Here is a 25,330-nt window from a genome sequence, read left to right as displayed (position 1 = left end):
TTGTACGTGTTCTTCGACCAGTTCTGGACGGTCGAGTACTGGACGTGAGCGTCCTCATCGACGAACACTTCCACGCCGCCACAGTGAAGATTGAACTTCGAGTACTTCGGCGCGGAACAGCCCTCGATGTAGTGGACCTCGGCACCCTCCTCGGCGATGATGAGCGTGTGCTCGAACTGGCCCATTCCCTCGGAGTTCATCCGGAAGTACGCCTGGACCGGCATGTCGACGGTGGTGTTCTCCGGGATATAGACGAACGAGCCGCCGGACCAGATNCCCTCGGAGTTCATCCGGAAGTACGCCTGGACCGGCATGTCGACGGTGGTGTTCTCCGGGATATAGACGAACGAGCCGCCGGACCAGATGGCGCCGTGAAGCGCCGCGAACTTGTTGTCGCTCGGGGGGACACACTTCGTCATGAAGTGCTCTCGGACGAGTTCTTCGTGTTCTTGGACAGCCTCGTCCATATTACAAAAGATGACGCCCTTCTCTTCCCACCGCTCTTGTATGTTCTGGTAGACGACCTCCGACTCGTACTGCGCGCCGACGCCTGAGAGCGCGTTCTTTTCAGCCTCCGGGATGCCCAGCTTGTCGAACGTGTCTTTGATATCGTCCGGGAGTTCGGTCCAGTCGTCGACGCCGGCGCGGACGTCGACGTCCGGCCGGATGTACGGGACAATCTCGTCGACGTCGACCTCGCTCAAATCCGGCTGGCCGGGCCAGTCGGTCGGCATCGGCATCTCCTGGAACTGCTCGAGCGCGCGCAGGCGGCGCTCCAGCATCCACTCCGGCTCGTCTTTGTCCTCCGAGATGACGCGAATAGTCTCCTCGGTGAGGCCCTTCTCGGTCCGGAACGCAGACTTCTCCTCCTTCTTGAACTCGAAACGGGCCTCGGTGTTTGTCTCTTTGAGATCGTCTTGTTTTGAACTCATCAAAGTATTTTTTAGAGGCTACGAATATAAGTGTGGTGCGCTAAAACATCCATCAGTAACTTATAATGGTTTCTTTAACGGAAATGAATAACTTTATGTGGTTTAATTCGGTTTCTCTACTTAGAGAATTTAACATTTAGCGAGAGGACCATCCGGTAGAAACAGGGTCACCGTTACTCGTTAGCGAGAATGACTTGACAGCACTCGATCGCCGCTTCGATGTGGCGGTCGGCAACGGCGTCGCCCGTTTCGTCAGCCGACTCAAGCAGTGTAGCAACTTGCCGAACCCGTTTCTGCCTGGTTTGCGTGTCAAGATCGTCACTGGTAGCATCGCGGGCGACGGCTTCAGCCTCTCCGAGCCATCGGTTCGTCGCTGGCGGTACTGGACGATCTGCGGTCGCAGTTAGGTGAGTCGCCAGTGTGTCGACCGCAGCCCGTGGCTCGGTTGGGATATCAATTTCGTCCGTCATTGTTGGTATGTTAGCGCCCACTCTGAAGAATTGTTGCGCCAAGCCACACTCCAGATGCGTTCGAACGTTTCCAGCCGAATGCGACCGCTTGTTAGCCTATTGTCAGGGCGTCATAGAGCGGTTGGCATACCTCCCTTTTCACCTACTCGCCTTGTGTAGAGCTGCGGAAAGAGGATTTGACATTTTGAAGACCGGCTGCCGTCCAGCGATCCGGGGCCTAGTTGGCGTACCCAGTTCGCTGCTGGGTACAACTCAACGACCCCTTTCCGCGTTTCTGCATAAGAGCGAGACTGCTGTGGACAATCCTCCATATCTCGGATTTGGTGAACAATATACTACCCCACAGATTATTATACTGCTCTTTCGTTGGTTGGTACATAATGTCCGAAGAGTCGTCCCCGCCCCACCGAATGAGCCCGGATGGCGGCACCGACCACCCTGACGTGAACGACGTCGTCGAAGAGGAATGGATCGAGGAGACGACCCCCTTTGAACGGGTGTACGAAGTCATCTCTCGCGTGTACGATCCGCTGTCTGCAGCACAGATTGCCGAGCGTGCCCGAGTCTCATCGACCACGGCACGAAAGCACCTGCGAACGCTCGAGAGCGCTGGTGAGGTAACGACGTCTCAGGACGGTCAGACGACGCACTACCGACGGTCGGAAACGGCTATCGTCACCGAACACGCCCAGTCGCTCCTCGCGGAACGGACGCCCGAAGAGATCGCGTCTGGCATCGCTGATATGAAGGCACAGATACAGGCGTGGCGCGAGGAATACGGTGTTGATTCACCCGAAGAGTTCGCCCGAGAACTGGATATCGACGACGCTGACAGCGACCATGGCGCGCTTCTTACAGAATGGCAAACGACGCGACGTAACCTCGCGCTCGCACAGGCAACACTCGCGATCGGTGAAGTGAGCCAAACTGGTCACCTTACTGGCACGGACACAGATGACGATGGTAATGGCGATACGTCCATCGTCGTATGACCGACGACGGAGATCCCGCTCACCATATTCAGCCAGCCGAGCAGTCTGAGGTATTTGGTCCTATCGACGCTGGGGCACTACGGGAAATACGGGACCTGTTCGTGGAACTAGAGCCGCTGGTCCAGACCGCGTCAGTAGACGACCCGCTGAATCCACAGACACTTTCGGTTGAACTATGTGACGGCGTCGGAACGGCGTCAACCGCCCGGATAGATGTCCGGTGGAGTCTCACCGGGAACTACGCCGCACACTACACAGATGCCCGCGACCGAAATTTTCGGTTCGACTGTCATCCGAAACCCAACGCGCCGCGACGACACTTCCATTCACCACCTGATGCTCCAAGCCATCCCGTCGACCCATCTTGTATTGCTGTGTCTGAGACAAGCCTTGTGACGCGAGCGATTCTCCAACGCTGGCGGTACGCTTACACGAATGGAACATCCGGTGGGATCAACGACGCAGAAAATCCACCGTGAGCCTTCCTCACCGTGTACGACAAGGAGGATGTCCGGTAGTCGAGTCACTAGCTACCCACTACCGGATCAAGCGATTTCATCGAAAAGTCGAGCAGGCCTGTTCGCGTTCTTCGGACCGGACACGATTGCTCTGTTGAATCCGATGACGACACGGGGTTCGCGATCTCTGAAGTGACGATAATCTCACTTTTTGTCGTCAAGGAGGTGGATCGATCNAGTACATCTCTGAATTCTCTCGGCAGCGCACCTGACCCGAGTACAGAGTGACCCGATCCGACGCCTTCTGCGGATTCAACAGAGCAGACACGATCCTTGGGATGGCGACGCGCCCGACAGCAGTGTTCGGTTACAACGGTCTCTGGGAGGCCATCGTCAGCGTTGCTCCGGAAGTCCTCCTGACGATTGTGTAATGAATTCTCGAAGGACGCGCCCTTCCATTTGCGAGCGGCTGCTGTGGGCCGCTCGTGGCAAAGGTGGCAATCCTCGTGGCGGACCCTCCGGTCGCCGCACCGTTGTACTGGCTCTTTGTTGATCTGTCGCCATCGTTTACGTCGGCATTCCTCGTCGGTGGAATCGTGCTGCTCACCGGAATTCTCGTTTCCGCCACAAACACGATGCGAGTTGATAGCGGTCAAGAACCGTTCGCCGCTGAGAAGTTCAACCCGGTCTAGCGACCGATTATCCCGAGAAAAGTTCCCGTGATGAGTTCACAGCGAGGAGACCGCTACAAAGAGCGACAGCGACCGCCGCCGTTACCGGGTTGAACAAACCCACGAGCGCGACGGGGATCGCGATAGCGTTGTACGTGAAGGCGAGGCCGATGTTCTGTCGGACCCGGCGACGCGCCGCCCGAGCGAACTCAAACGTGGTGTTGACGAGAGAAAGGTCATCGTCGACGATGGCGATGTCGGCTGCATCAGCGGCTAATGCTGTTCCGCTTCCCAACGAAATCCCGAGATCCGCCTGTGCGAGGGCGGGCGCATCGTTCGTTCCATCCCCGACCATCGCAACGCGTCGATCGCGCTGGAACCGCCGGATTGCCTCTGTCTTTCCCTCTGGCGGCACGTCCGCGAATACGTATGAAACGGCCTCCTGTTCGGCAAAGAAGTCCGTCGCCTCCTCATTGTCACCCGTGAGGACAGCCACTTCGATCCCGCGCTCGTGAAGACTGATAACTGTATCCAGCCACCCCTGTCGGGGGTTGTCGCCGACCACGACGAGCCCGTTCGCACGTCCGTCACGACCGATTACCACCGGGAGACGACCGAATCCACGGGCTTCACGCGCTTTTGCTTGGATCTCTGAGGAGACCGTCCAGCCATGTTCGGCAAACAGGTCGAGATTCCCCACGAGTACCTCACAACCGTCGACACTTCCCGAAACGCCCGTCGCGTGCGTTCGGAAGTCGCGTACGTCACGCCCAGCGGGCGCCGTCCGATCCTTAGCCCGGTCACCGTTGGGATGCTCGCCGTCGGGGCGTGTCGCTGCGTCCTCACTCTTAGCGTCGACCGCGGAGACGATTGCGGCCCCGGCCGGATGTGCGGCCCGTCGTTCGAGCGCGGCCGCGTCGGCGAGCACCTCGTCGGGTACGTCAACCTCGACGACCTCCATCTCGCCGGTTGTAAGGGTTCCAGTCTTATCGAATACGACCACGTCGACCTCGCGAAGCCGCTCGAAGATAGTGTCGTCGAGAACGACGATCCCGCGCTCCATGGCGTCGTGGATGCTCGTCGCGACCGAGAGCGGCGTCGCAAGCCCAAGCGCCCACGGGGTGGCGACAAGCAGCACGAGAAGAACGGCCATGACGCCCGCTGGAGGGGAGCCACCGTCGACGACGACCCAGATACCGACCGTGGCTGCGACGCCGGCGACCAGGGTCGCGAGACGATATGCGAGCGCGTTTGCGCGGCGCTGGATTCCGTGGTCGGCGCTCTGGATCGACCACAAGGAATCGGTAATGCGGTCGACGCTGCTCGTCACTGGATCGCCGACCTCGACGACTGCGGCCCCGTCAGTAACGACCGCGCCGCCGACGATGGTATCCCCCGTCTGCTTCGCGACGGGGAGTGCCTCACCGGTGACGACTGCCTCCTTGACGCTACAGTCGTCGCCAACCAGCGTCCCGTCGACTGGAATCCGTTCCCCCTCGCGAACGAGAATCCGATCCCCGGGGCGCAAGGAGTCGACCGATACATCCGTCGCGTCGCCGTCCTCGTCGAGTCGCCGAGCGCTGTCCACCTGCGAGACAGTGAGCTCAGTGAGCCGCTCTAATGCCCGTTGTTTGACCGACGTCTCGTACAGAGAGACGCCCGACACGACCGCTGCGACGACGAGCGTTAGGTCGTAGAAGATGTTGTTGTCCCCCAGCAGCACCGCGCCTGTCCCGTAGCAGAAAGCGCTGACGACTGTGAATGCGACGAGGAGATCCGTGGTCGGTCGGCGCATCTTCAGGCTGATGTACGCTCCGCGTAACACCGGCATGCCGGTGAAAAATAACACAATTGCGGTCAACACGAAATAGATTCTCAGGAAGAGAAACCCGCTGCTCCCGTCCAGTTGGAACGCGCCTTCGAACGCATCGAGGAACGCGGCGTCGAGGTACGGCGCGAGGTGGGTAGGATACATGAGAGCTACGTACGGGACCATCAGAAACGCGCCGAACACAATCCCGGCCGCGTAGCGGAGTCCGAGGACTTCGTCGCTCCGTCGTTTTCGGAGTCCGTCTGCCTCCCGCGAGCGACGCGTTCCGCCACTGTCACCGTCCGCACTTGCGTCGGACCGAAGAAACGCAGTGTAGCCGGTCTTACTTAATCCGTCACGGAGTTCGTCCGTAGACACCACGTCTCCATTGTGGTCCACGCGAATCGTCTCGGTGACGTAACTTGCCTCTGCGTCGACCACTCCCGACTGCGTGTTTGCGAGGTGTTCGAGATACGCCTCACACGTTGGCGAGTGTATTCCATCGATCCGGAGAAACGTCTGTTTAACGCCCTCAGGGACCGATCGATCGGTATCTGGGCCTGTCTCGGGACGGTCTAATTCGGTGCCATCACCAAGGAGGCGGCTAATCTCTCGACACCCGCTACTACAAAACGGTCCACCGGAATTGTCCGCTGTCGAATCACCTGTGATTGGCTGCTGACAGACGATACACTCACGCGTTTGACTTGCGTCACTCATTCAGGGCCCTGACCGGAACGGTATCGTTCTAATCTCGGAGCGTGGTGATAATTCGCTGGACCCATTTGCTTTGTCGACAGATCAGGACTATAGCCGCACATAGGTAAGGGCCTTCAGATCAACTGGCTGTTGCGCTGCTGCTGTGAAGTGATAACCGACAGGATTGAATCTGGGTTATTCACAAGCATTTACGGTATTAGAAGTACGGCACCAGGTTATGAATCTGGAGAAAGCGCCATCAATAACTAACGTTACAGTCCCACCTCGCCGGTCTATCAAGCTACATCAAATCGAAATCGGTGACCAAATCGGAGCAGGTGGACAGGCAGTCGTACACAAAGCACGTGTCCCTGACAGTGGCCTAGGGACCTTTACAGTGAAAGGCCCAGCTTCCCTCCACTCAAATAACACAATTTCTACCGGTGTACGGAAGGACTTCCAGAAGCGTGCCGAAACATGGGCAGCTGTTGACGCCCGTGAACGAAACAAACCACGGTGGAGCGAGTACAATTACATCACGTCGGTTATCGAGATCGGGTCGAACAATCCGTGGATTGCGGTCGAGTACGCGTCCGGTGGAACGCTAGAGGATCTCCTTGAGACCGCTGAAAATGGTATCAAAATAAAACACGCATTATGGATTATCCTTTGTGTCTGTCGAGGGCTAGAAGTCGCTCATAGAGATGGCATCGCACACCTTGACTTGAAGCCACAAAACATTCTCNATTCTCTTTCGACAAACCTCTGGCTCGCAATGGAACATTCCGTCAATTTCAGATTGGGGGCTAGCACGCCGATTAGCAGAAAATTCTGGCTCAATGGAAGCCTTCACCTATCAATATGCTGCGCCGGAACAGTTTGATCCAGCTGAGTTCGGAGACCCTGATGACCTCACCGATGTGTATCAAGTCGGATGTCTACTGTACGAGCTTCTCACTGGCTGGCCACCGTATACTGGGACACACATGTCTATCATGAATGACACTCTCAGCGAGGGACTGCCTCCAGCACCCAGCGAAGCTCAGGCAGACATTCCTGAACAAGTCGATGAGATTGTGCTGTCAATGCTTCAAAGAGAGAAGACGAACCGGCCGAAGTCGATTGGGAGCATTTCAGAAGCAATTGAAGATGTGCTCCAAAATTTGGTGTCTGGACAAGTAAACTCGTCTTCGAGGAGCGACAATGGTGGGGTACATTTTGAAGGGGAAAACTCGAGAGATACTGTTGAGAGTGATGCGACCAAGTCATTCAGTGATCGTGTCGAAGAAATACGGGAGCGGCGCAGTTCCGAGAAAGATAGTACCGGTCAAAGTGGTGGAACAGGGGATGAGGAAGATGGAGAGAAGTCGTTTAGTGAACGAGTTGAAGAAGTCGTGGAGAGGCATGAATCGGAGTCTAACTCCAATTCTATCGTAGAGAATGAGAGTGAGCAAACTGTTGTAGATATGTTTGACCAAGGCGGTTTCGCGAATGACGGGTCAATGTCGACAATGGTTCAGATGATGCAGCAACAGGGCGAATTTGGTGAGCAGTCTGGGTTCAGCCAGTCAGTGAATATGAACCAAACTGGCATAGGGGGCCCAGCCGATATTCAAGGCTCTGTTGATGAGGACCTCCTTGATTGGCGGGTGAAAAACGAGATGAACGAATCAGTCGCGGTCATTGAAGATCAGGAAAAATTCCGCCAACGGATTCATGAACTTGAACAGAACGTGAGTCTGACACCCTTCGGTAACAATGTTGGCGAGAGCATTCTTGAGTTTGTCCGTCAATACGAGTCCGAACATGGGGAAAAACACCCAAAGACGAAACTGTGCCGGTTCAGCGCGTTGAAACTCCTCCAGACGCTGTCCGTCTGATACCGTTTTGTCCCCATTCCCAGTAGATAACACGTTCATCTAACTGAGAAATTTTGCTCCGATGGTAAGGTCTTGGAAGCTGACGTGGTTGCTCTGAGCGAGGATATACTGAAGTACTTCACCCACACAGGTACGACGCCGCGGCCTTCGGGAGTGAGACCGATCGTGAGCGTTCCGCCTTCTCGGTCCCGGTCTACGTAGCTCCCGTTGACCCGCTCGTAGATGTTCGACAGCTCCGAGAGGCTGTCCACCGTGGAGTCCTCAAGCCGAGCGACAAGCTCGTCTTTTGCGTCGTCAGCCGGGACGGACTCGCCTGCCTGCTTCCCCGCACGGAGCCGGGCGGCGAAGATGGACTCCAAGACGGTGTTCAGATGCCGCTCGACGACGCTCTCGGCGTCGTCTCCCGTCGACCCTCCGAACCCCCCGCCGACTCACCGGCGCTCGCTGCGCCGCATCCGCCGGACATGGGCGTGGTCGACGCTGCGGTGTCCGCTCTCCCCTCCCCTTTACCCCGGGATCTTCGGGGCCCGGGACGGCGTTTTGGAGTTGGCGAGCAAAGTACAACTTGTCTTCGCGCTCCTCGGCCGCCGCAGCGACTGCGGAGAGACACGCGACTGCGGCGAGCGCAAACGGCGTCCACGTGGCCGTTGAGAACGACTGGCCGGGCAGTACGACCACGGCGGTGTGGAACACGGCGGCGCGGATTGACATCTGAGATCGTGGACGTTGCCCACATTTGCTCGGGAATGCCTATCGGCTGCTCGTCAGTGCGAAGGCAAGTCAGGACACCACGTATGACACGCTCGTATTCGAAGATATCACTGAGCGAGGAGTATAAGAGGAGAATCTCAATAATTAACCAACAACTCACGAAACAGAGGTCGATGCGTTGGTTAAGATTCTGAGTGCTAATTTTACTTTTGACTTATTTAATATACTTTGGAGCATAGCAGCCTCTTTTTATTTGAAATCTCCAGTTCAAATGGTTCGTGATGACGCTTCCGAAGCACCTGAGACTCTAAATCCTTGACTAACTCTAAGTCGTCTTCCAAGCTCATTACTGTCGAGATAACTCGTCACGAATTTATTATAAAATTGTGAGACAAAATCAACTTTTTACGACGTGTGATAAAGCTACCCCTGTGGGATCTTTATCACTGCCAAAATACAGGTAACGTATTCTGGCTAAGACCTAATTTTTCCAAGCTTCGGCTACTCTACTTCCAGTGCTGTGCTTACACTTCCGTCGCAAAAGTGAGTCCCAGTTCTGACTCGAAATGGTCAATCAGGAACGCCTCTACTTCAGCTTGAGATGCCTTGTGGAGCTCTGCGACACCGGCACCAGCGTGACCGCCGCCGTTGCCACCGAACTCGTCGGCGAGTGCCGGTAAGATATCGCCTCCAAGACTGCGGCGCTCAACAAACGATTCTGAGGCACGTGCTGTCACCCGGAATCCGTCGGCCTGGTCTGAGCAGACAACTGCCAAATCGATTCCGGCATCACAAAGCGCGTGTGCGGCAGCTGTCTCGTAGCCCCCAACGTGGGTCACGGCGACAAAAAGATCGCCAGCCCGGTAGCCTGTCGCTCGCAGGGTTCCGAGTGCTCGGGCAGACTCCTCGCCTGACGTCCGCGACTGATCGAGCAATTTCGGCAAATCGGCGGTCCGATCGTCGAGTGCCCCGAAGAGCTCGACCGCTCCCGTGACGCTTCTAGGGGATGCCTCTGTCATGAACCCCGTATCGTCAAGGAGGCCGACGAGCAATGGTAGCGCAGCCTCCGGTGACAGTTCCCAGTCAGCGGCACCTGCGAGTTGGACAATAAGTTCAGCTGTCGCTTCGGCTTCCGTATCGACGAACGACGCCGTTGCCCTTGAGGCCAGGTTGTCTGGTTCGTGATGATCAATGAGAATTGGTGACATTGGATCCACCGGCGCAATCCGCTCAGTCGACGGTGCGTCAAGTACGACAACTGCGTCGTGCGTGATCTCTCTCAGTCGGGTGACCGGATCAATGTCGAACGTCTCAAGTAGCGACTGCGCGGGACGTGCGACACCGTCGGGGGTACAGATTGTTCCTCGTCCGAGCAGTTCTCGTAATCCGATAGCACTCCCGAGGGTATCGCGGTCCGCGTGCCGATGAGTGACTAATACCGGCGAATCAGACGCGCGGAGGGCTTCAACAATGTCCATATACAAAATTAGACTTCAAGACAGTTCAACAGAGGGCCTCAATACGGTTGACCGATTCGATGTCGTGTCAGCTACGGGCTTCAAGTACACGCTCAGCGGCAGTTCGATCAGAAAATTGTTCGCCACAAGCCAAATAGTCGACTAATCTGTCTGTGTTCAGGGGTTTATAATCCAGTAATTCAACTGAGAAGTTAACCCGACGATTATTGTGATCAATTAAAGGAAATTGACCTGGCCAGTTGTTGTGATGGTGACCATGGAGCAGCCAGCCCTTGGGATTTGAGGGGTCGTCCGCTGGGTCATGGACAGCATGGAACGGAACTCCGCGATACTCGAATTGATACTCTCTAACGAACTGAACTCGATCTAACTTCTCTAAGACAGTATTGTCGTGATTTCCGAGAACAAAAACGATCTCGCCGTTAAGTTCGTCGAGCCAGTCCAGTAAAGCCGAAGCTGACGACTGAATAGTTAAATCGCCACCATACAGTACTTCGTCACCTGGATCAATGCTGTCATTCCAGTTCTCAACTATCGTCTCATTCATCTCCTCTACCGAACTAAATGGTCGGTCGCAGTAGTCAATGATATTGTCATGGTCGAGGTGTAGATCAGAGATGAGATATTCCATTGTGTGGGCAGGATTTCTCTCACTTACTGTAAAATGATCCGTCCTCGGTGGGGTGGCGGTCAGAATGTCGGATACATCCTGCGCCTAAAGCGCGGACATTCTCCTTGCTTTTTATAATTCAGCAGTGGTCACTGGTATCCCCGAGACCACTGTGAGTTGCGGAGTTCAGATCGGACCCGCTCGAGTGCTGCTTGGACATTATCCTGAGTAACCACGATCTGTTGGGCACTCTCCGCATCGAAATCACGGACCGCGAATTCGAGTGCCTTGCGACAGATGGCCATAATATCTGCTCCAGAAAGATCCGACAAGCGGAGTGAACCGAACCACTCCGTTGTAACGTCCTCAGCTGTTGGAAGATCATCAATATGAACGGAGAAAATCTCCATCTGTTCTTTTTGTGATGGCGACGGGATCTCAATGAACGTATCAAACCGGCCTGAACGGAGTACCGCGTCATCAAGTTCATTGACGCGGTTCGTGGCAGCCATGACGATGACATCGGCAAGCGGTTCTAATCCATCAAGTTCAGAAAGCAGTGTGTTGACCAGATCATCCTTCCAAACTGGCGTATCGGTCTTCCTGCTCGGCGCTAGTGAGTCGAATTCGTCAAAGAAGATTACACTGGGAGTATGTTCGCGCGCAGTCTGGAACAATTCACGCAGTTGGTCTTCAGACACGCCAACGAGCGGTTGTTCGAGCTCTGGGCCTTTCACTGAAAGGAAGTGATAGGATAAATCGTTCGCGACAGCCTTTGTGAGCATCGTCTTGCCGTTTCCAGGAGGTCCATGTAACAAGATGCCTTGCCCAACAGAGTAGCCGGCTTCCCGAAAGGTATCGCTATATTCGACTGGTTTGGTGACCGCCTCTCGAAGTCGTTGTTTTTCGCCTGTGAGGCCACCAATATCATCAAAAGTCACTGAGGGGATCTCGGGCTCAAACTGATCAGTATCCTCTCCATCAAAGATCGTCATTCCTGTTGATTCCTCCAGTTTCTCAGCCTCAACAATACTAATTGAATTCTGTATATGAGATGGCGAAATTGTCGGGTTTTCCACTTCACTTGCGCGTCGTCGCCGCTGAACAGTCCGCTTGATTACAGTTCGAAGTTCCTGTAGCGTGAGATCTGCTATATTGAGTTCAGATAGTGCCTCTTCATCGAACTGTGCCGATTCAATTACCCCCGCAGCCTCGGCCCGCTCAAGTTCTGTAGTAATTGTCCCACGACGAAATTCGTCACCAGGTTTGGGAACTTCGATGAAGACCTCGAATATTGAATCGTGGGCGGTGAGTTCGATATCTTGGTCCTGTGCAGTACAGACGACAGTCACTCGGTCGTTGCTCTGTTGAATTGACTCGATCTGTGTCCGAAGCAACTCGTACTCTGTCTCACCGAATCCGTGCTCATCAAGGCAAGTAAACAGAACAAAACTCGGTTCACGAGACCGTGCAGCGTCTAGTGTCGTCTCAATATTGTTCTCTTCACCCATGATATCGCTCCGATACGAATCAACATGAAAGAAAGAATACTCATCGTCGAGTTCACCGGATATCCCCTTCGCTAATGCTGCTGTTTGACAATCAGCTTCCTCACCGAGAAGCAGGGCAGATGTTGTGACATACCGATCGTATCCAGCTGGTTCAATGACAGTCTCGGAGAGTTGTTGTTTCTCCTCAGTATACCCACGAAACGCATCAAACGAACTAAACGGGTGAGATTGAATGGTGACAGTGTCCTCGTAGTGGTCTTCTACAGAATCGTCAGCTTCCATGTCTGTGGAGTCTGAATTCATCATAGTTTCTCAGATGCTCATTCGCAGGTGACTTATTTATTTCGGGTGGTAATATTCCGGTCGAAAATGCCCAGAAAATTCTGGAGTGAAATCAATCAAGATTTGTCCTCCGCCTACTGCTCGCTCCAGAATGGCCCGTGCTTATCAGACCGACGATACCGATACGGATCCATTGGGTTTCCGACGGACCGCCTCCAACGTATCGGGGCTTTCGATCAAGACGCCCTCACCTCCTGGTGAGTGATGGTTCATTCGAATAATATTCCCGCAGACGACGTTGCCGTTTCGGACGGGGCTAACTCGTTTCGTGTGGCCGACGACTTGGGGCGGAGCTGATGGTTCCAAGTGTGTGAAGTCCATCCAGCAGAGGCCAGCATCAGGACCTCGACCGCCGTTGCCACCAAGTGCGAATACACGGCTGTATCGTCGTTCTAGCTGCTTCTGTACCATTCTATCGTCGCAATCGACATCCNCCTCGACCGCCGTTGCCACCAAGTGCGAATACACGGCTGTATCGTCGTTCTAGCTGCTTCTGTACCATTCTATCGTCGCAATCGACATCCAGTAACTCGCTTGCGGCGGCCTGGACTGCGTCGTTCACCTTTCTGACGTTGAATGGTTCGTTCTGTCCGGCGTGACTGTAGATATACTGGTATCCCTCAAAAGCACCCGTTACAGCTCCCTCGTTGACTCGTTGGAGGAATTCTCGCCGCTGCGCTGAGCCAAGGCTGGTCGAATACGCATCTGGCCACCGGACGAACGACGGGAGCAAGATAGCTAATTCGTGGTTTCCTAAGTGGTAGCGTACCCGTCCAGATGGGGCTTCGTTTTGAAGTCGCCACACCATCTCAAGACATTCCTCGTTTGCCGGCCCCCGATCGATTACGTCACCGTTGACGATGAGGACGTAATTGTTGTCTGCCCAATGGAGCCGGTTGTCTTGATCACTTGTTACCAGATCTGGATACGATTCGGTGTCACCAACAGCGCGCAATGCACTTCGAGCGTCCGCGAGGTAACCGTGGACATCACTAATGTGTACGATCAACGGGTCACCGGAAATTTGCTGGGCGATAGCAGGTGAGGTGTTCATCTAGGTCGAACCTGTTTTCAATCAGCGCAGTCGTCTTTGTAATGATAGCTGATATATCTTGGCAGCTGCCATTACTCAGTTGCTGCGCGCCGTTTCGTCTCTATCCGGAACGCCGATGCGGATGGTTGTCCCGTCGTTCGTGTCGAAAGAAAGCTCACCGTTGAGCTTGTCGACAGCCCACCTGAGCTGCCAGAGGCCGAGGCCGCGCCCGTGGTTAAGTTTCGTCTCGGTCCCAGCCTCTATCGGGATGAGTTCCTCTTCCGGAATCCCGGGGCCGTCGTCATCGATGATGACTACGTACCCGTCAGGGGAGTCTTGGACCGTCAACCGCACTGTCGAATCGGCGTACTCGATGGCGTTTTCCAGTGCGCTCCTGACGGCCGTTCGGAGCGCCTCGTCGTTGTTCATTAGCCGCGCCGACGCGGGGAGGTCGGTCACCACCTCAACGGTCCCCTGATTCGGCGCGAGCTCGTCGGCGAGTTCCATCATCGTCTCCGGAAGTTCGACCTCGCTTGTGGCCTCACCGATCGGTATAATCTGGTCCGTGTTCCGCGCTCTGGCCCCCATCGCTGCGAGTTCGTCAACCGCGGCGACGATCTGTTTGGGGTGGCTATTGTCGATTTGGTCGATCAGGGCCTCAGCGTGGCTTCGGATCACGTCGAGCTGGTTGCGCAGGTTGTGCCGGAGGATCCGGTTGAATACCTCAAGGCGCTGCTCGCGGTACTTGCGCTCGGTAACGTCCTCGACGATGGCAACGAACCGGCGTTCATCGCCGGACATCTCGATCGTATAGCCCGTCGCACTGACCCAGCGGATTTCGCCACCGGGCTGTCGGATCCGGTACTCGAAGTCGTAGCTATCCGCGGGGTCATCGCGTTGCATCTCCGCGACCATCGTCTCGACATCGGACTTGATTTCCTCCCTGTCGCGGGGATCGACCGCCTCGAGAAAGTTCTGAGCGTCGTCGTAGAGCTCTTCGGTCGAACGACCCCAGATTGTCTCGTAAGCGGGGTTAACGTACAGAACCTCGGTGAAGTCTGTGTTGGCGAGGTATATTACCTCGTCAATCTGCTCGGCGATTAGCCGGAAGCGCCGCTCACTTTCACGCAGTTCCCTCTCGCGTTCCACGCGATCGAGCGCGGCCCTCGCGTGGCGCGCTAGTATGCGAGCGGCGTCAAGCGTGACGTCGTCGAACGTCTCGACGCCCGGGTCCGCTGCGCCGAACATCCCGTGGTCGCCAAGTCCGATCAGGACTCCACAATTGAGTGGCGTTTCCTCACGCCGCTCACTTGGGTCGTAGATGCGCATCTCGCCTGTCTCGTACACCTCGTACTGGAAGTCACCAGGTTCGAACTCACCGGGGCCGTCGACTCCCTGTGATGCGTCCCAGACTGTCTCGCTGGTTGCGACCGGAGACAGGACATCGGGTTCATCGTATCCGTGGATCCAGCAGATCGGCATCGAAATGTTGAGTACCTCTTCGGCTGCCGCGACGGTCGCCTCACAGACATCCTCTATGGACTCCGCCTCCTGTAGATCGTTGGTCGATGCGTGAAGCTTCTGTATGATTCGCTGGCGACGTTTGCGCTCGGTGATGTCCCGCTGCATCGAGAGGATCCGATCTTCACCCTGGATCACCGCTGAATCAACCGTCGCTTCGATCCAGCGGCGTTCTCCATCTTTGGTCTCTTGTGCCCACTCCACAACTTCTGACTCCCCTGTCTCTATAACGCGGTGGCACAGTTCCTCCGCGTACTCTTTGGTGTGGCCGGTCTGAGTTGCGCTGAGCCCTGCCAGTCCCTCCTCGCGGATTTCGTCGACGTTGTCGTACCCCAGCCGATCGAGGAACGTCTCGTTCGCATCTACTGGCTCGCCAGTCTCAGGGTCCTGGATGACAATCGCGTCGTTGACCCCATCAAAAATCTGTTCGTACTCGCGCTCGCGGCGCTTTCGCGCGGTAATGTCCCGGACACTCGCGAGGACGCGCTCCTCACCTCGGAGATCGATGACGCTGAGATTGACTTCGACGGGAAAAGTTGTCCCGTCGGCGCGCTCGTTACGCCACTCGAACAGTTGTGACTCGCCCTCTCTGGCCTGCTCTACCATCTTTTTCGCGCGTTCGTAGTCGTGGTCCGGGCCAGTTACGACGTCGATGGTCTCCCCCATGAGCTGCTCACGGTCGTAGCCATTCATACTAGAGAAGCGGTCGTTGACATCTGTGATCTCCCCAGTTTCAGGATCATGGACAACAAGTCCGTCCGAGACGTTCTCGAAGACCGACCGGTAGGTGCGTTCAAGTTCCCGTCGGTCCGTGACATCGCGCTGTATCGAGAGGACACGTCGCTCGCCCCCGATTTCTGCCGGGGTCAGCGTCGCCTCCAGCCAGATTCGGTCGCCATTCCTCTGTTTGGCCCGCCACTCAACTGTCTTGGACTCGCCGGTCTCGGCCACGTCCCGGATGAGTTCCCATGCCTGCTCTCCCGTGTACCCTTCGTCGGTCGCACTCAGTCCATCGATGCCCAGTTCGCGGATTCGTTCGATATCGTACCCGAGCATCTCGCGGTAGGCTTCGTTAATTTCGGTTATCTCTCCGGCTTTGGGGTCGAAAACGGTGATGGCGTCGTTGACGCTGTTGAAGATCTGCTCATACTCTTGTTCACGACGCTTACGCGCTGTGATATCTCGGGCGATCCAGAACACGGTCTGCGTGCTCCCGCTTGCGTCTAGCGGTCCGACACGACCTTCGAACCACCGCGTGCCCGACTGCACCTCCAGTTGGTACTCGATCCGCTGCTGTTCCCCAGTCTCGAGTGTACTCTGGATGGCATCGAGGGACCGATCCGCAGTTTCGACAGGCAGCAGGTCGTGAAACCGACTGCCGAGCAACTCTTCCGGATCGTCAAAGAGCAGCGAATCTGTTCCACCGGCGATGACGTCTACGTACCGTCCTTCCTCATTGATAGCGAACACAACGTCTGGAAAGGCCTCCACGAACCGCTCGAACTGCGCCTCGTCGTACGCCCATTCCGTCGCGGCTCCGTCGTGGCTCAAGAGCGCCCGAATCCGGTCGACGAGCGCGTCGAGGCCGCCCCCCCCCGGCCTGCTCCGAACGTAGTCGGTGACGCCCGCAGAGATAGCCCGACTCGCAACCGCTTCGCTCCCCGACCCAGTGAACAAGATAAACGGAACGTCACCGTGGGTTTCGCGGACCGACTCGAGAAACGTCACACCATCCATCGTGGGTAGATCATACCCGGCGACGAGACAGTCGATGTCACCTGAACTCAGCCGATCGAGCGCCTCCACTGGGTCCGTTTCAGTCACGACATGGAAGGGTTCGGGCTCACCTTGGAGCGCCGCGGCGACGCGTTGTGTCTCCTCCGGATCGCCGTCCACACAGAGCACCCGCGTCGCTTCCCGAGGGCGTGAATCGGCGGTTGACATTATACTTAATTGACTACTTGATCCGAAGCGGCAAGAAAGTACGCGCCCAGCCGTCCAAAGATAGTTGGAGTAAATCGGTCGTTTGCGCTGTATCAGCACCAGAAACGCTCGTCTCCGGTTTATGTCATCGTCTCGTATACCCGTAACCACGACATGACCGAACCAGCGATCGACACCGAGGGCTTGACGAAGCGGTTTGGCGGGGTGAAAGCTGTCGACGGGTTAGACCTTACCGTCGAGTCGGGCGAAATATTCGGCTTTCTCGGGCCCAACGGGGCCGGAAAGTCGACGACGATCAATATGCTGCTGGATTTCGTGTCCCCCACCGCGGGGACGGCGTCGATGCTCGGGTTGGATGTTTCGGCCGAGCGCAAGCAGCTCCACCGTCGTATCGGGGTTGTTCCAGAGAACTACGGGCTGTACGAGCGGTTGAGTGGGCGTCGACACGTCGAGCTCGCCGTGGAGTTCAAGAATACCGATGACAATCCGGACGAGCTGCTCGAACGGGTTGGGCTGTCCCCGGATGACGCGGGGCGCCCGGCTGGGGAGTACTCGACCGGGATGAGCCAGCGACTCGCGCTGGCGGTGGCGCTGGTCGGTTCACCCGAGTTGCTCATCCTTGACGAACCGACAAGCGGTCTCGACCCCAACGGCGCACGCGAGCTCAGAGAGCTCATCCAGGCAGAAAACGAGCGGGGAGCGGCCGTGTTCTTCTCGAGTCACATCCTCGAACAGGTCGAGGCTGTCGCCGACCGCATCGGTATCATCGACGATGGACGGTTCGTCGCGACCGACTCTATCGAGCAGCTCCGCGAGGGCCTCGACGGCGGGGCCCGCGTGACGCTCCAGGTCGGTCGCGAACCTGAAGCGCAACTGGGAGACCTGCCAAACGTCCGAGACATTGAGGTCACCGACGGGGCTGTTTGCGGGACTTGTCTCGAACCGGACGCCAAGCTCACCTTCATCGACCGAGTCCGAGAGACGACAACCGTCACCGACGTCCGGATCGAGGAGTCTTCGCTCGAGGATATGTTCGCCAGCTACACGACCGATACCGAGAACGATGAACACACTGAGGCAGCGGTCATTGGAGGTGCCGAGGCATGAGCGTCCGCACTGTCGCTCGGAAAGACCTAGCTGACGCGGGCCGGTCGAAAGCGCTCTGGGCGGTCTCGCTGGCAGTAGTGTTGTTCACCGCCGGAATAACGGCTGCCGCCGCGACGACTGTCGACGAGCCAGCCAGCGTGTTGTTCGGCCAAGTGTTTCAGATCACTGTCGTAGCGCTCCCTATCATCGCGCTGTTCGTTGCTAAAGGAGCGATTACCGGCGAGCGCGAATCTGGGTCACTCCGCGTGCTGTTGAGCCTCCCACCGTCGCGTCGTGACATCCTGTTCGGGAAGCTCATCGGCCGGACGGCATTGATGCTCGTCGCGACAGTGATCGGTGCGGTCGCGACCGGGGTCGTCATCGTCACACTGCTCGGTGACGGACTCGCCCTGCTGGTGCCGTTTATGTTCTTTCTTGGCTTGATGGGAATGGCATTCGTAGGCATCGGCGTCGGCATTTCGGCCGTCAGCGCGAGTGACGGCCGGGCGACTGCGCTTACTGTCGGGGCATACCTCGTCCTTGTTGCCCTCTGGAACCTGATCCTACGTGTCATCCAGGCCGGCGCCGTTGAATTTGGACTGGTCGAATCAGGGAGCCAACCAGCGTGGCTCCAATTTATTGGTATATTTCCGCCAAGCCGCGCCGCGAGTACCGCCTTCCAGACCGTGGCGAGTGGCGGGCAAATTTTCGCTGCCGATCCGTTCGCTTCGGTGTGGTTCCCAACGCTCATCCTGCTCGTATGGATCGTCGTGCCGGTCTTGGGTGGATACCTACGGTTCCGGAGTGCCGATATCAGTTAAGTTGCGAGTGCCAGAACACGACAGGCTGGCTCTGTTGAATTCCTATTCTTCGGACACAGTACCGTCTGAAACAGCCACTCGCTGAAGAGCGGGTATTTACCACGAACGCTCTTCGGTAGGAGATTGTTGATACAGTCTTCGGGGGTGGACCTCATTCAGTAGTTAGCCGTCAGAGCTGCTAAGTCGTATGTTCTCAATCTACTCAACGCACCGCAGAATCGCAAGATGGCTCTTCATCAACAATGTGCTACACATGAGCGATGTACGTATTAATTGGCGATTTTACATCACTCAATTCCATACACAAGCGCTGTACAATACCACATTTAGTCTCTCCCCTCGAGTTCTCGTTTTTGAGAATATTCTGCGCTAGTCAACTACCCCGCGCTACTCGCACCCTCCCCGCGTACACGGACTGGTCACGCTTGACAGTGGGGCTTTGCCGAGACGGTATTGTGCCCCACGACTCCGTATATGCGCGTGGCCCGACTTCCTCTTACTGTCTACGCTTCCAGCGGGGGCTTTCAGGGCCTCCTTCGACCATCCGCATGGATTCTTCCGCCGATTTAATTCCCGGTGTTCGCACCCACTACCCCGAGACGGGGACGGAGTTGAACCGTTCGCGGTTATCGCTCCCGAGTATCGGGTGCGGTACTCCTATACCACGGGCGTCGGTCTACTGGCGAGGCCTCTCGTCCCCGACTTGTGTGAGGACGACAGTGACATGTGGTACCTCAGGGAGTCGATCAAAATGCGCGAACACGCTTTCTCTCCCCCTACTCGCGTCTCCGACGCTCGGTGAGGAAGGAGGCTCTGCGCTGCCGCTCGCTGAAATATTGGTTTGCCCCCTGGTTATCAGTAAGAATATTTCGTGGCGTAACTATTTGTAAATCAGATATGTATTTTCATATATGTTAGATAAGATCGCGATCGACCGGTTGGACCTTCGACCGAAACTCATCATCGCGTTCGTCTTAGTAGCGCTATTGGTGGGCGTCACCGGCGCGGTCGGATACCAAGCCGTTGGAGACGTCGACAGAGAGGCACAGGCTATCTCTGAAGAAGCTGACAAAATCGACGCCTCAATGAACATGCTCGTAGCCATCGACGAGCAACAAGTCGCTGTACACGCCGCACTCCTCGGTGAGGAAGGAGAACAGTCCAACTTCCAAGCAGCAGGTGAGAGATTCGACGACTACTCCGCCGAGCTACAACAACAAGAGCTGCGCGAAGCAGAACAAGCGGAGTTCGAAGAATTACAGAGACAACACGAACAGTACTCTACGACCGCTCAAGAGTTGTTCACAGCCTTAGAAGCCGGTGAAATGGAGCAAGCGCAGGCGAAGAGCGATGAGTTAGACACAATCGTCGCTGATACCAGAGACTCCGCGAAGGCGCTCGAGCAGGCAGCTATCGAAGACAAGGAAGCATCGGTTGTATCAGCCGAGAGCACAACGCAAACCGCACAAGTAGAAGTTCTTGGGCTGACCATCGGATCGTTCATTGTAGCGATTATGATCGGCCTGTTCGTCGCCGGCCGCATCACACCACCGATCAAGCAGTTATCGAACGGGCTCACTGCAATCAGTAACGGAGAGCTCGACACGGAGATAGATCAGCATGTCGAGAATGATGAACTCGGGAGGATGGTCGAAGCGTACACTAAGATGCAAGAGAATCTTGAGGGAGTATTTTCTCAGATTGGAACCGCAAGTGAGGGGCTCAAACAGGGAGACCTCAACTGGGAATTTGAATCCCAATACCCCGGAACGTACGGTGAGACGATAACCAATCTTGAAACTGGTGCCGGCGAGCTCTCGGCAAGCTTCGAGCAAATCCAGAGTGTTAGTAGCGATCTTCAACGGGGTGTACTTGATGACAATATCAACACGGACCGTCCGGGACAGTACGGTGCCGTACTTGATGACCTCGCAGTAGGGACAGAGCAGTTGTCGAACAGCTTTGGGCAAATATCGGCTGCGAGCGACCGGCTAGAGCAGGGGCAACTCGCACAAGATATCGACACAGATTACCCAGGAGCGTACGGCGACGTACTGTCAAACTTAGAAAATGGGATCGACCGTCTCAGTGATAGTGTCGGTAATGTCAAACAGATTGTAGAGAACGTTGCCACCTCAAGTGATGTGGTCGCACAAAACACTGAAGAGGTCAAAGAAGCGAGCGAGGAGGTTGCTAGGTCGGTCGAAGAAATCTCACACGGGGCAGACACGCAGAGTGAGAATCTCCAAGAGGTGGCTAACGAAATGAACGACATGTCGGCTACGGTCGAAGAAGTGGCGTCTTCAGCAGACCAAGTGGCTGCAACTGCGGGGGCGGCAGTTGAACAGGGGAACGAAGGCCGTGAGTACGCCTCGGAGGCAACTACTGAAATTGAGTCGATCGAGGAACAAGCCGACGAGGCAGCCGCACAGGTTGAGGCTCTCGAAGAGGCGATGACAGAGATCGGAGAAATTGTGGAGATGATCTCCGGTATCGCAGAGAAAACAAACATTCTGGCGCTGAACGCGTCGATTGAGGCAGCGCGTGCTGGAGAAGCTGGAGAAGGGTTCGGCGTTGTAGCGTCAGAAGTCAAATCGCTCGCAGAGGAAGCAGAAAAGGCGACAACCGCTGTCGAAGAGCGGATTGAGGCCGCACAAGCAAACACAACGGAAACAGTTGCGGGAATGGAGGAGATGAGCGAGCGCGTTGAGCGCGGGTCGGAAACAATTGAGAATGCGATTGAGATGTTTGACGAGATCGCGGACGCAGTACAGGAGGCTGAAAGCGGTATCCGAGAGATTAGTGACGCGACTGACGATCAAGCTACATCGACAGAAGAGGTCGTCTCGGTGGTAGATGAAGTGGCGAGTGTAAGTGAGCAGACCGCAGCGGAGGCAAGCAACGTGTCGGCAGCAACCGAAGAGCAGACATCATCGCTCGCGGAAACGACCGAAACGATTCAAGAGCTCTCGACGTTGGCTGGTGATCTCAACGAACAGGTGGCTCGGTTCGAGACACAACAAGAAACGACCGTTGAGACAAACACACAGTATCAGGCGGCCACAGATGGAGGCAATGTACCGGCTGGCTCTCACTACGAACAAGAAAGTAACTAACTTGACCTATCTTCTCACACATAAAGAATATTTTTCAACAACTAGACTCTCAATAGGCATCAATCAAAGGACATTAAAAAAATATCATAACATATTTTATAATAGACAAAATGAACTACGTATGGAGGTAGCACGGGCGGCGTATGTCGCGGTGTTTGCTCTCGCGACACTCATTTCGGGCTATGGAGCTTGGAGAGCCACCGATATCGCCGACCGTGATACACGCCTTGGACTTGTGTCGGTATTCGTTCTGGCTGGGGGGGGGACAGCAACAACTACCATACAGTTCGCGATCGGTTGGGTGTCAGCAGCCGCATGGCTACGGATCATCGGCTTAATTGTTGGACTTGCTAGTATTGGTGCGTGGCTCTATTTTGCGTCGGCATACGCAGGTCACGAATACCACCGCCGCCCTGTACTACGGCGTCTTGCGGTTGGGCTATACCTCGTCGCTGTCGCTATCAAACTCACCAACCCAACATATAATCTCTACTTCACTACGTATGTCTCTACCGAACCATTCACACACCTTGCGTTTAATCCGGGTGTGACTTATTGGTTGATCGCCGGGGGAGCATACCTGTCAGTCGGGATCGCAACGGTCTGGCTGATCGAAGCTGTGAGCGTCTCTCGTCTCAAGGACTGGCGACTCGGAGTCGTTGTAGTCCTCACGGCCGTCCCCGCAGTGGTAGATGTCGCTATCGGACTGGGACGCGTTCCAACGCAGCTTGTCGACACGAGCTACGCACCTCTCGGAATGGCCGTCTTCGCGTTGGGAAGCTTCGTGTTTTTGAATGAGACGTTTCGTCCGATTCCACGGTTCTGGCGAAAGCAGGTGCTCACACATCTTAACGAGGCAACGATTATTGTTGACGCTGAGGGAGAAATCAGGCACATAAGCCCCTCCGCCGCTGAAACATTCGATGAGCTCCGCGGAGCTAGTGAAACGAGTTTTGCTGACACAGCGCCAGCACTGTACGAGTGTACCCTTCAAGACGATCCGATCTTCGAGTGGGAGACTGATAGTGGAACTCGGTATTACCGAGTGATCGAGACGGGGCTACCGAGCGAGCGGGTGGGCGCGCACCGAGCATACGTGTATACCGAGGTAACGGGGTCCGAACAGACACGCCGCGAACTCCATCGCAAATCGAGGGTGATGGACAAAGCACCGATTGGAATCACGATATTCGATTTACATCGAGAAAACGACCCGCTCGTGTACGCAAACAATCGGTTCGATGAACTAGCACAGAATGACCTAGAGAATCGGTCTGATCTCACAGCGGTGTTCTGTAATGGCAAAGACTCAGAAATGGCTTCAACGGTCCAGACAGCTGTCGAGGAGGGTAGATCAGTAACAATCGAGCGCTGTGACGACCAAGATGATCAACCAAGATTCTGGACGAAAGAAACATTCGCTCCGATTACTGACACGGAGGGAAAAGTCAGTGAATTCGCCGGGTTTCACCGAGATGTCACCGAAGATAAAGAGAAACAAGAGCGGCTCAAACAATATAAATCGGCAGTCGAGGCGTCACCCACATGGATTTTTTGTATTGACTCATCAGAGCGACTTGTATTCGCCAATGAGAACTTTCGGCAGTATTACGAACTTGATCCGAGCCGAGTTCGTGGAACACGTATTGATTCGATTGTTGAGAAAAGTACTGCTGAGAAAATCAGGCCCCCAATACGACAAGCGTTAGACGGTGAATCTGTTGTCTTTGAACTTGAAGCTGATACCAGTAAGGACGAACGACAGCGCTTCGTTCGGGCTGTCCTTTCACCACTGTGGGACGACGATGGAGGGGTTACGGGGGTAGTGGGGTCAGTTCATGATTTGAGCGAGGTTAGACAACGTGAGCAGCAACTTCAGGTTCTTGACCGAGTGCTCCGCCACAATATAAAAAATACGATGAACGTTGTGAGGGGAAGTGCTGAGTTGATTGAGCAGCAGACAAGCGCCCCAGAAGTCATAAACACCGCTGAGACTGTCTCGGAGCACAGCAAGAAATTGATTGATATGGCCGGGAAAATACGACAAGTCACAAAAGTCCTTTCGAAGCCACGAAAGGCTGAGTCAACCGATCTTACACAGGCGAGCAAATACGCAGTCTCAAACGCTCAGATAGAACATTCTGAAGCAGAGATTACGTTGGACACACCGGATGAACCAGTCAACGTTCCACACGCAACAATTGAAACAGGAGTCAAGTGCTCTGTTGAATCCGCAGAAGGCAGCGGGATAGCGTCGCTCTGAAGGTGGAAGCGAAGCGGAAGAGCCGAATGTGTCCAAACTACTCTNTGCTCTGTTGAATCCGCAGAAGGCAGCGGGATAGCGTCGCTCTGAAGGTGGAAGCGAAGCGGAAGAGCCGAATGTGTCCAAACTACTCTTCCGCTTCGTTAAGCAAGCGGCGTCGCTGGCTCAAAAGCGCTGTGCTGCCAGTCCAACGGCGGTGAGTGATCCGACTGGCAACGGATTTTCCGGTTGGAAGCATGTCACGCTCCACTTTTTGCGGATTCACATGGATGCGACGTACCGTGAGATCGTGGATTGGGCAAGCGAGATGGATCGTGTTCGTGGTCTGTTACAGCTCGCTCGAACGGCATTTCCCGCACCCTCAACGCTGTACCGGTCGTTCGAGAGGGTGCCCATGTCTGTGTGGCGCGGCTTCCTCCGTGAGTCAGCGACCATCTGCGATCCGGGCTCGCACGGAGCCATCGATGCCACATTCTTCGACCGCGAAACGGCATCGAGACACTACCAACACCGCTCGGATCGCCACATACGCACGCTCAAAACGACGGCGCTCGTCGATACAGATTCGTGTGCCATCCTCGATCCCCACTGCTCGGCACACTGGCCCCACGACACCCAGACTGGCCGTCGAGTCGCCCTTCGTAACACCGAAAAAATCGAGAGTCTCGCCGGCGACAAAGGCTATGACGACCAATCTCTCCGGGACGCCCTCCGGTCAGAGGGCGTCCGGCCCTTGCTGCGCCACCGGCTGTTCGCTGCGTACGATCACGCACACAACGCACGGTTGGACAGCGATTTATACGGCCAGCGCTGGATGGCCGAGACCGCCTTTTCGGCCATCAAGCGCCGGTTCGGCCCCGCTGTCCACCCTCGCGCGTGGTACCGCGAGTTCCGCGAACTCGTGGTGACCGCCGCAGTCTACAATCTCGAACAGGCTCTCAAACAGTGATCCCCACGCCGTCATCGGATTCAACAAAGCAGA

General features: G+C 55.8%; 17 protein-coding genes and 1 pseudogene. 9 read left to right on the top strand and 9 right to left on the bottom strand.

Annotated features, from left to right (window positions below):
• A partial coding sequence (locus tag C463_RS10600) for a SufD family Fe-S cluster assembly protein (protein WP_008443590.1) occupies positions 1-932 on the bottom strand: 932 nt, incomplete at its 3' end.
• A gap of 913 nt (positions 933-1,845) precedes the next feature.
• Here C463_RS10600 and C463_RS10590 point away from each other — a divergent pair.
• The gene (locus C463_RS10590; RefSeq protein ID WP_049905827.1) at positions 1,846-2,394 is read left to right on the top strand and encodes a DUF7342 family protein; all 549 of its coding nucleotides are present in this window, start codon (positions 1,846-1,848) and stop codon (positions 2,392-2,394) included.
• Positions 2,395-3,337: 943 nt separating this feature from the next.
• On the top strand, positions 3,338-3,544 hold the full coding sequence (locus tag C463_RS10585) for a hypothetical protein (protein WP_049905824.1): 207 nt from the start codon (positions 3,338-3,340) through the stop codon (positions 3,542-3,544).
• A gap of 7 nt (positions 3,545-3,551) precedes the next feature.
• Here the strand turns inward: C463_RS10585 and C463_RS10580 are convergent, their stop codons facing one another.
• Positions 3,552-6,053: a heavy metal translocating P-type ATPase gene (locus C463_RS10580; RefSeq protein ID WP_049905822.1), complete on the bottom strand. Its 2,502-nt coding sequence runs from the start codon at positions 6,051-6,053 to the stop codon at positions 3,552-3,554.
• A 217-nt stretch (positions 6,054-6,270) separates the two neighbouring features.
• On the opposite strand from C463_RS10580, the gene C463_RS19935 reads away from it, so the two are divergent.
• Together C463_RS19935 and C463_RS19930 are read left to right on the top strand one after the other, a co-directional pair.
• Positions 6,271-6,915, top strand: a complete 645-nt coding sequence (locus C463_RS19935; RefSeq protein ID WP_080510819.1) for a protein kinase domain-containing protein — start codon at positions 6,271-6,273, stop codon at positions 6,913-6,915.
• Positions 6,872-7,912, top strand: a complete 1,041-nt coding sequence (locus C463_RS19930; protein ID WP_167539449.1) for a hypothetical protein — start codon at positions 6,872-6,874, stop codon at positions 7,910-7,912. The genes C463_RS19935 and C463_RS19930 overlap by 44 nt, the downstream gene beginning before the upstream one ends.
• Before the next feature lie 35 nt (positions 7,913-7,947).
• Here the strand turns inward: C463_RS19930 and C463_RS10570 are convergent, their stop codons facing one another.
• The 7 genes and pseudogenes from C463_RS10570 to C463_RS10555 all read right to left on the bottom strand — a co-directional run bounded on the left by C463_RS10570 (position 7,948) and on the right by C463_RS10555 (position 17,014).
• A complete protein-coding gene (locus tag C463_RS10570; RefSeq protein ID WP_008443586.1) occupies positions 7,948-8,271 on the bottom strand; it encodes a hypothetical protein in 324 nt (107 codons plus the stop codon).
• 232 nt (positions 8,272-8,503) lie between these two features.
• Positions 8,504-8,623: pseudogene (locus C463_RS20170) on the bottom strand (DMT family transporter); the annotation flags it as partial.
• Between the two features lie 524 nt (positions 8,624-9,147).
• Complete coding sequence (locus C463_RS10565; RefSeq protein WP_080510817.1) at positions 9,148-10,101, bottom strand: DHH family phosphoesterase; 954 nt, start codon at positions 10,099-10,101, stop codon at positions 9,148-9,150.
• Between the two features lie 67 nt (positions 10,102-10,168).
• Complete coding sequence (locus C463_RS17815) at positions 10,169-10,732, bottom strand: metallophosphoesterase (protein ID WP_008443584.1); 564 nt, start codon at positions 10,730-10,732, stop codon at positions 10,169-10,171.
• Positions 10,733-10,860: 128 nt separating this feature from the next.
• Positions 10,861-12,504 (bottom strand): AAA family ATPase, encoded by a 1,644-nt coding sequence (locus C463_RS17810; RefSeq protein ID WP_160163103.1) that lies wholly within the window; start codon positions 12,502-12,504, stop codon positions 10,861-10,863.
• Positions 12,505-12,976: 472 nt separating this feature from the next.
• Positions 12,977-13,618: a metallophosphoesterase gene (locus tag C463_RS20165; protein ID WP_080510815.1), complete on the bottom strand. Its 642-nt coding sequence runs from the start codon at positions 13,616-13,618 to the stop codon at positions 12,977-12,979.
• Positions 13,619-13,693: 75 nt separating this feature from the next.
• Positions 13,694-17,014: a PAS domain S-box protein gene (locus C463_RS10555; RefSeq protein ID WP_049905817.1), complete on the bottom strand. Its 3,321-nt coding sequence runs from the start codon at positions 17,012-17,014 to the stop codon at positions 13,694-13,696.
• A 201-nt stretch (positions 17,015-17,215) separates the two neighbouring features.
• Here C463_RS10555 and C463_RS10550 point away from each other — a divergent pair, with 201 nt between their 5' ends.
• The 5 genes from C463_RS10550 (at position 17,216) to C463_RS10535 (ending at position 25,297) form a co-directional block, all read left to right on the top strand.
• Positions 17,216-18,169, top strand: coding sequence for an ABC transporter ATP-binding protein (locus C463_RS10550; protein WP_008443580.1), 954 nt, complete (start codon positions 17,216-17,218; stop codon positions 18,167-18,169).
• Positions 18,166-18,969, top strand: a complete 804-nt coding sequence (locus C463_RS10545; protein ID WP_008443579.1) for an ABC transporter permease subunit — start codon at positions 18,166-18,168, stop codon at positions 18,967-18,969. The genes C463_RS10550 and C463_RS10545 overlap by 4 nt, the downstream gene beginning before the upstream one ends.
• A gap of 911 nt (positions 18,970-19,880) precedes the next feature.
• The gene (locus C463_RS10540) at positions 19,881-22,085 is read left to right on the top strand and encodes a HAMP domain-containing methyl-accepting chemotaxis protein (RefSeq protein ID WP_008443578.1); all 2,205 of its coding nucleotides are present in this window, start codon (positions 19,881-19,883) and stop codon (positions 22,083-22,085) included.
• Positions 22,086-22,206: 121 nt separating this feature from the next.
• Complete coding sequence (locus tag C463_RS17800) at positions 22,207-24,348, top strand: PAS domain-containing protein (protein ID WP_008443577.1); 2,142 nt, start codon at positions 22,207-22,209, stop codon at positions 24,346-24,348.
• 118 nt (positions 24,349-24,466) lie between these two features.
• Positions 24,467-25,297, top strand: coding sequence for an IS5 family transposase (locus C463_RS10535; protein ID WP_049905815.1), 831 nt, complete (start codon positions 24,467-24,469; stop codon positions 25,295-25,297).
• The last annotated feature ends 33 nt before the right edge of the window (positions 25,298-25,330 follow it).

The sequence above is a fragment of the Halorubrum californiense DSM 19288 genome (genome assembly GCF_000336875.1).
Lineage (GTDB): Archaea > Halobacteriota > Halobacteria > Halobacteriales > Haloferacaceae > Halorubrum > Halorubrum californiense.
Note: the sequence above shows the minus strand (reverse complement) of the source record. Positions and strands in the feature narration are given on the sequence as shown.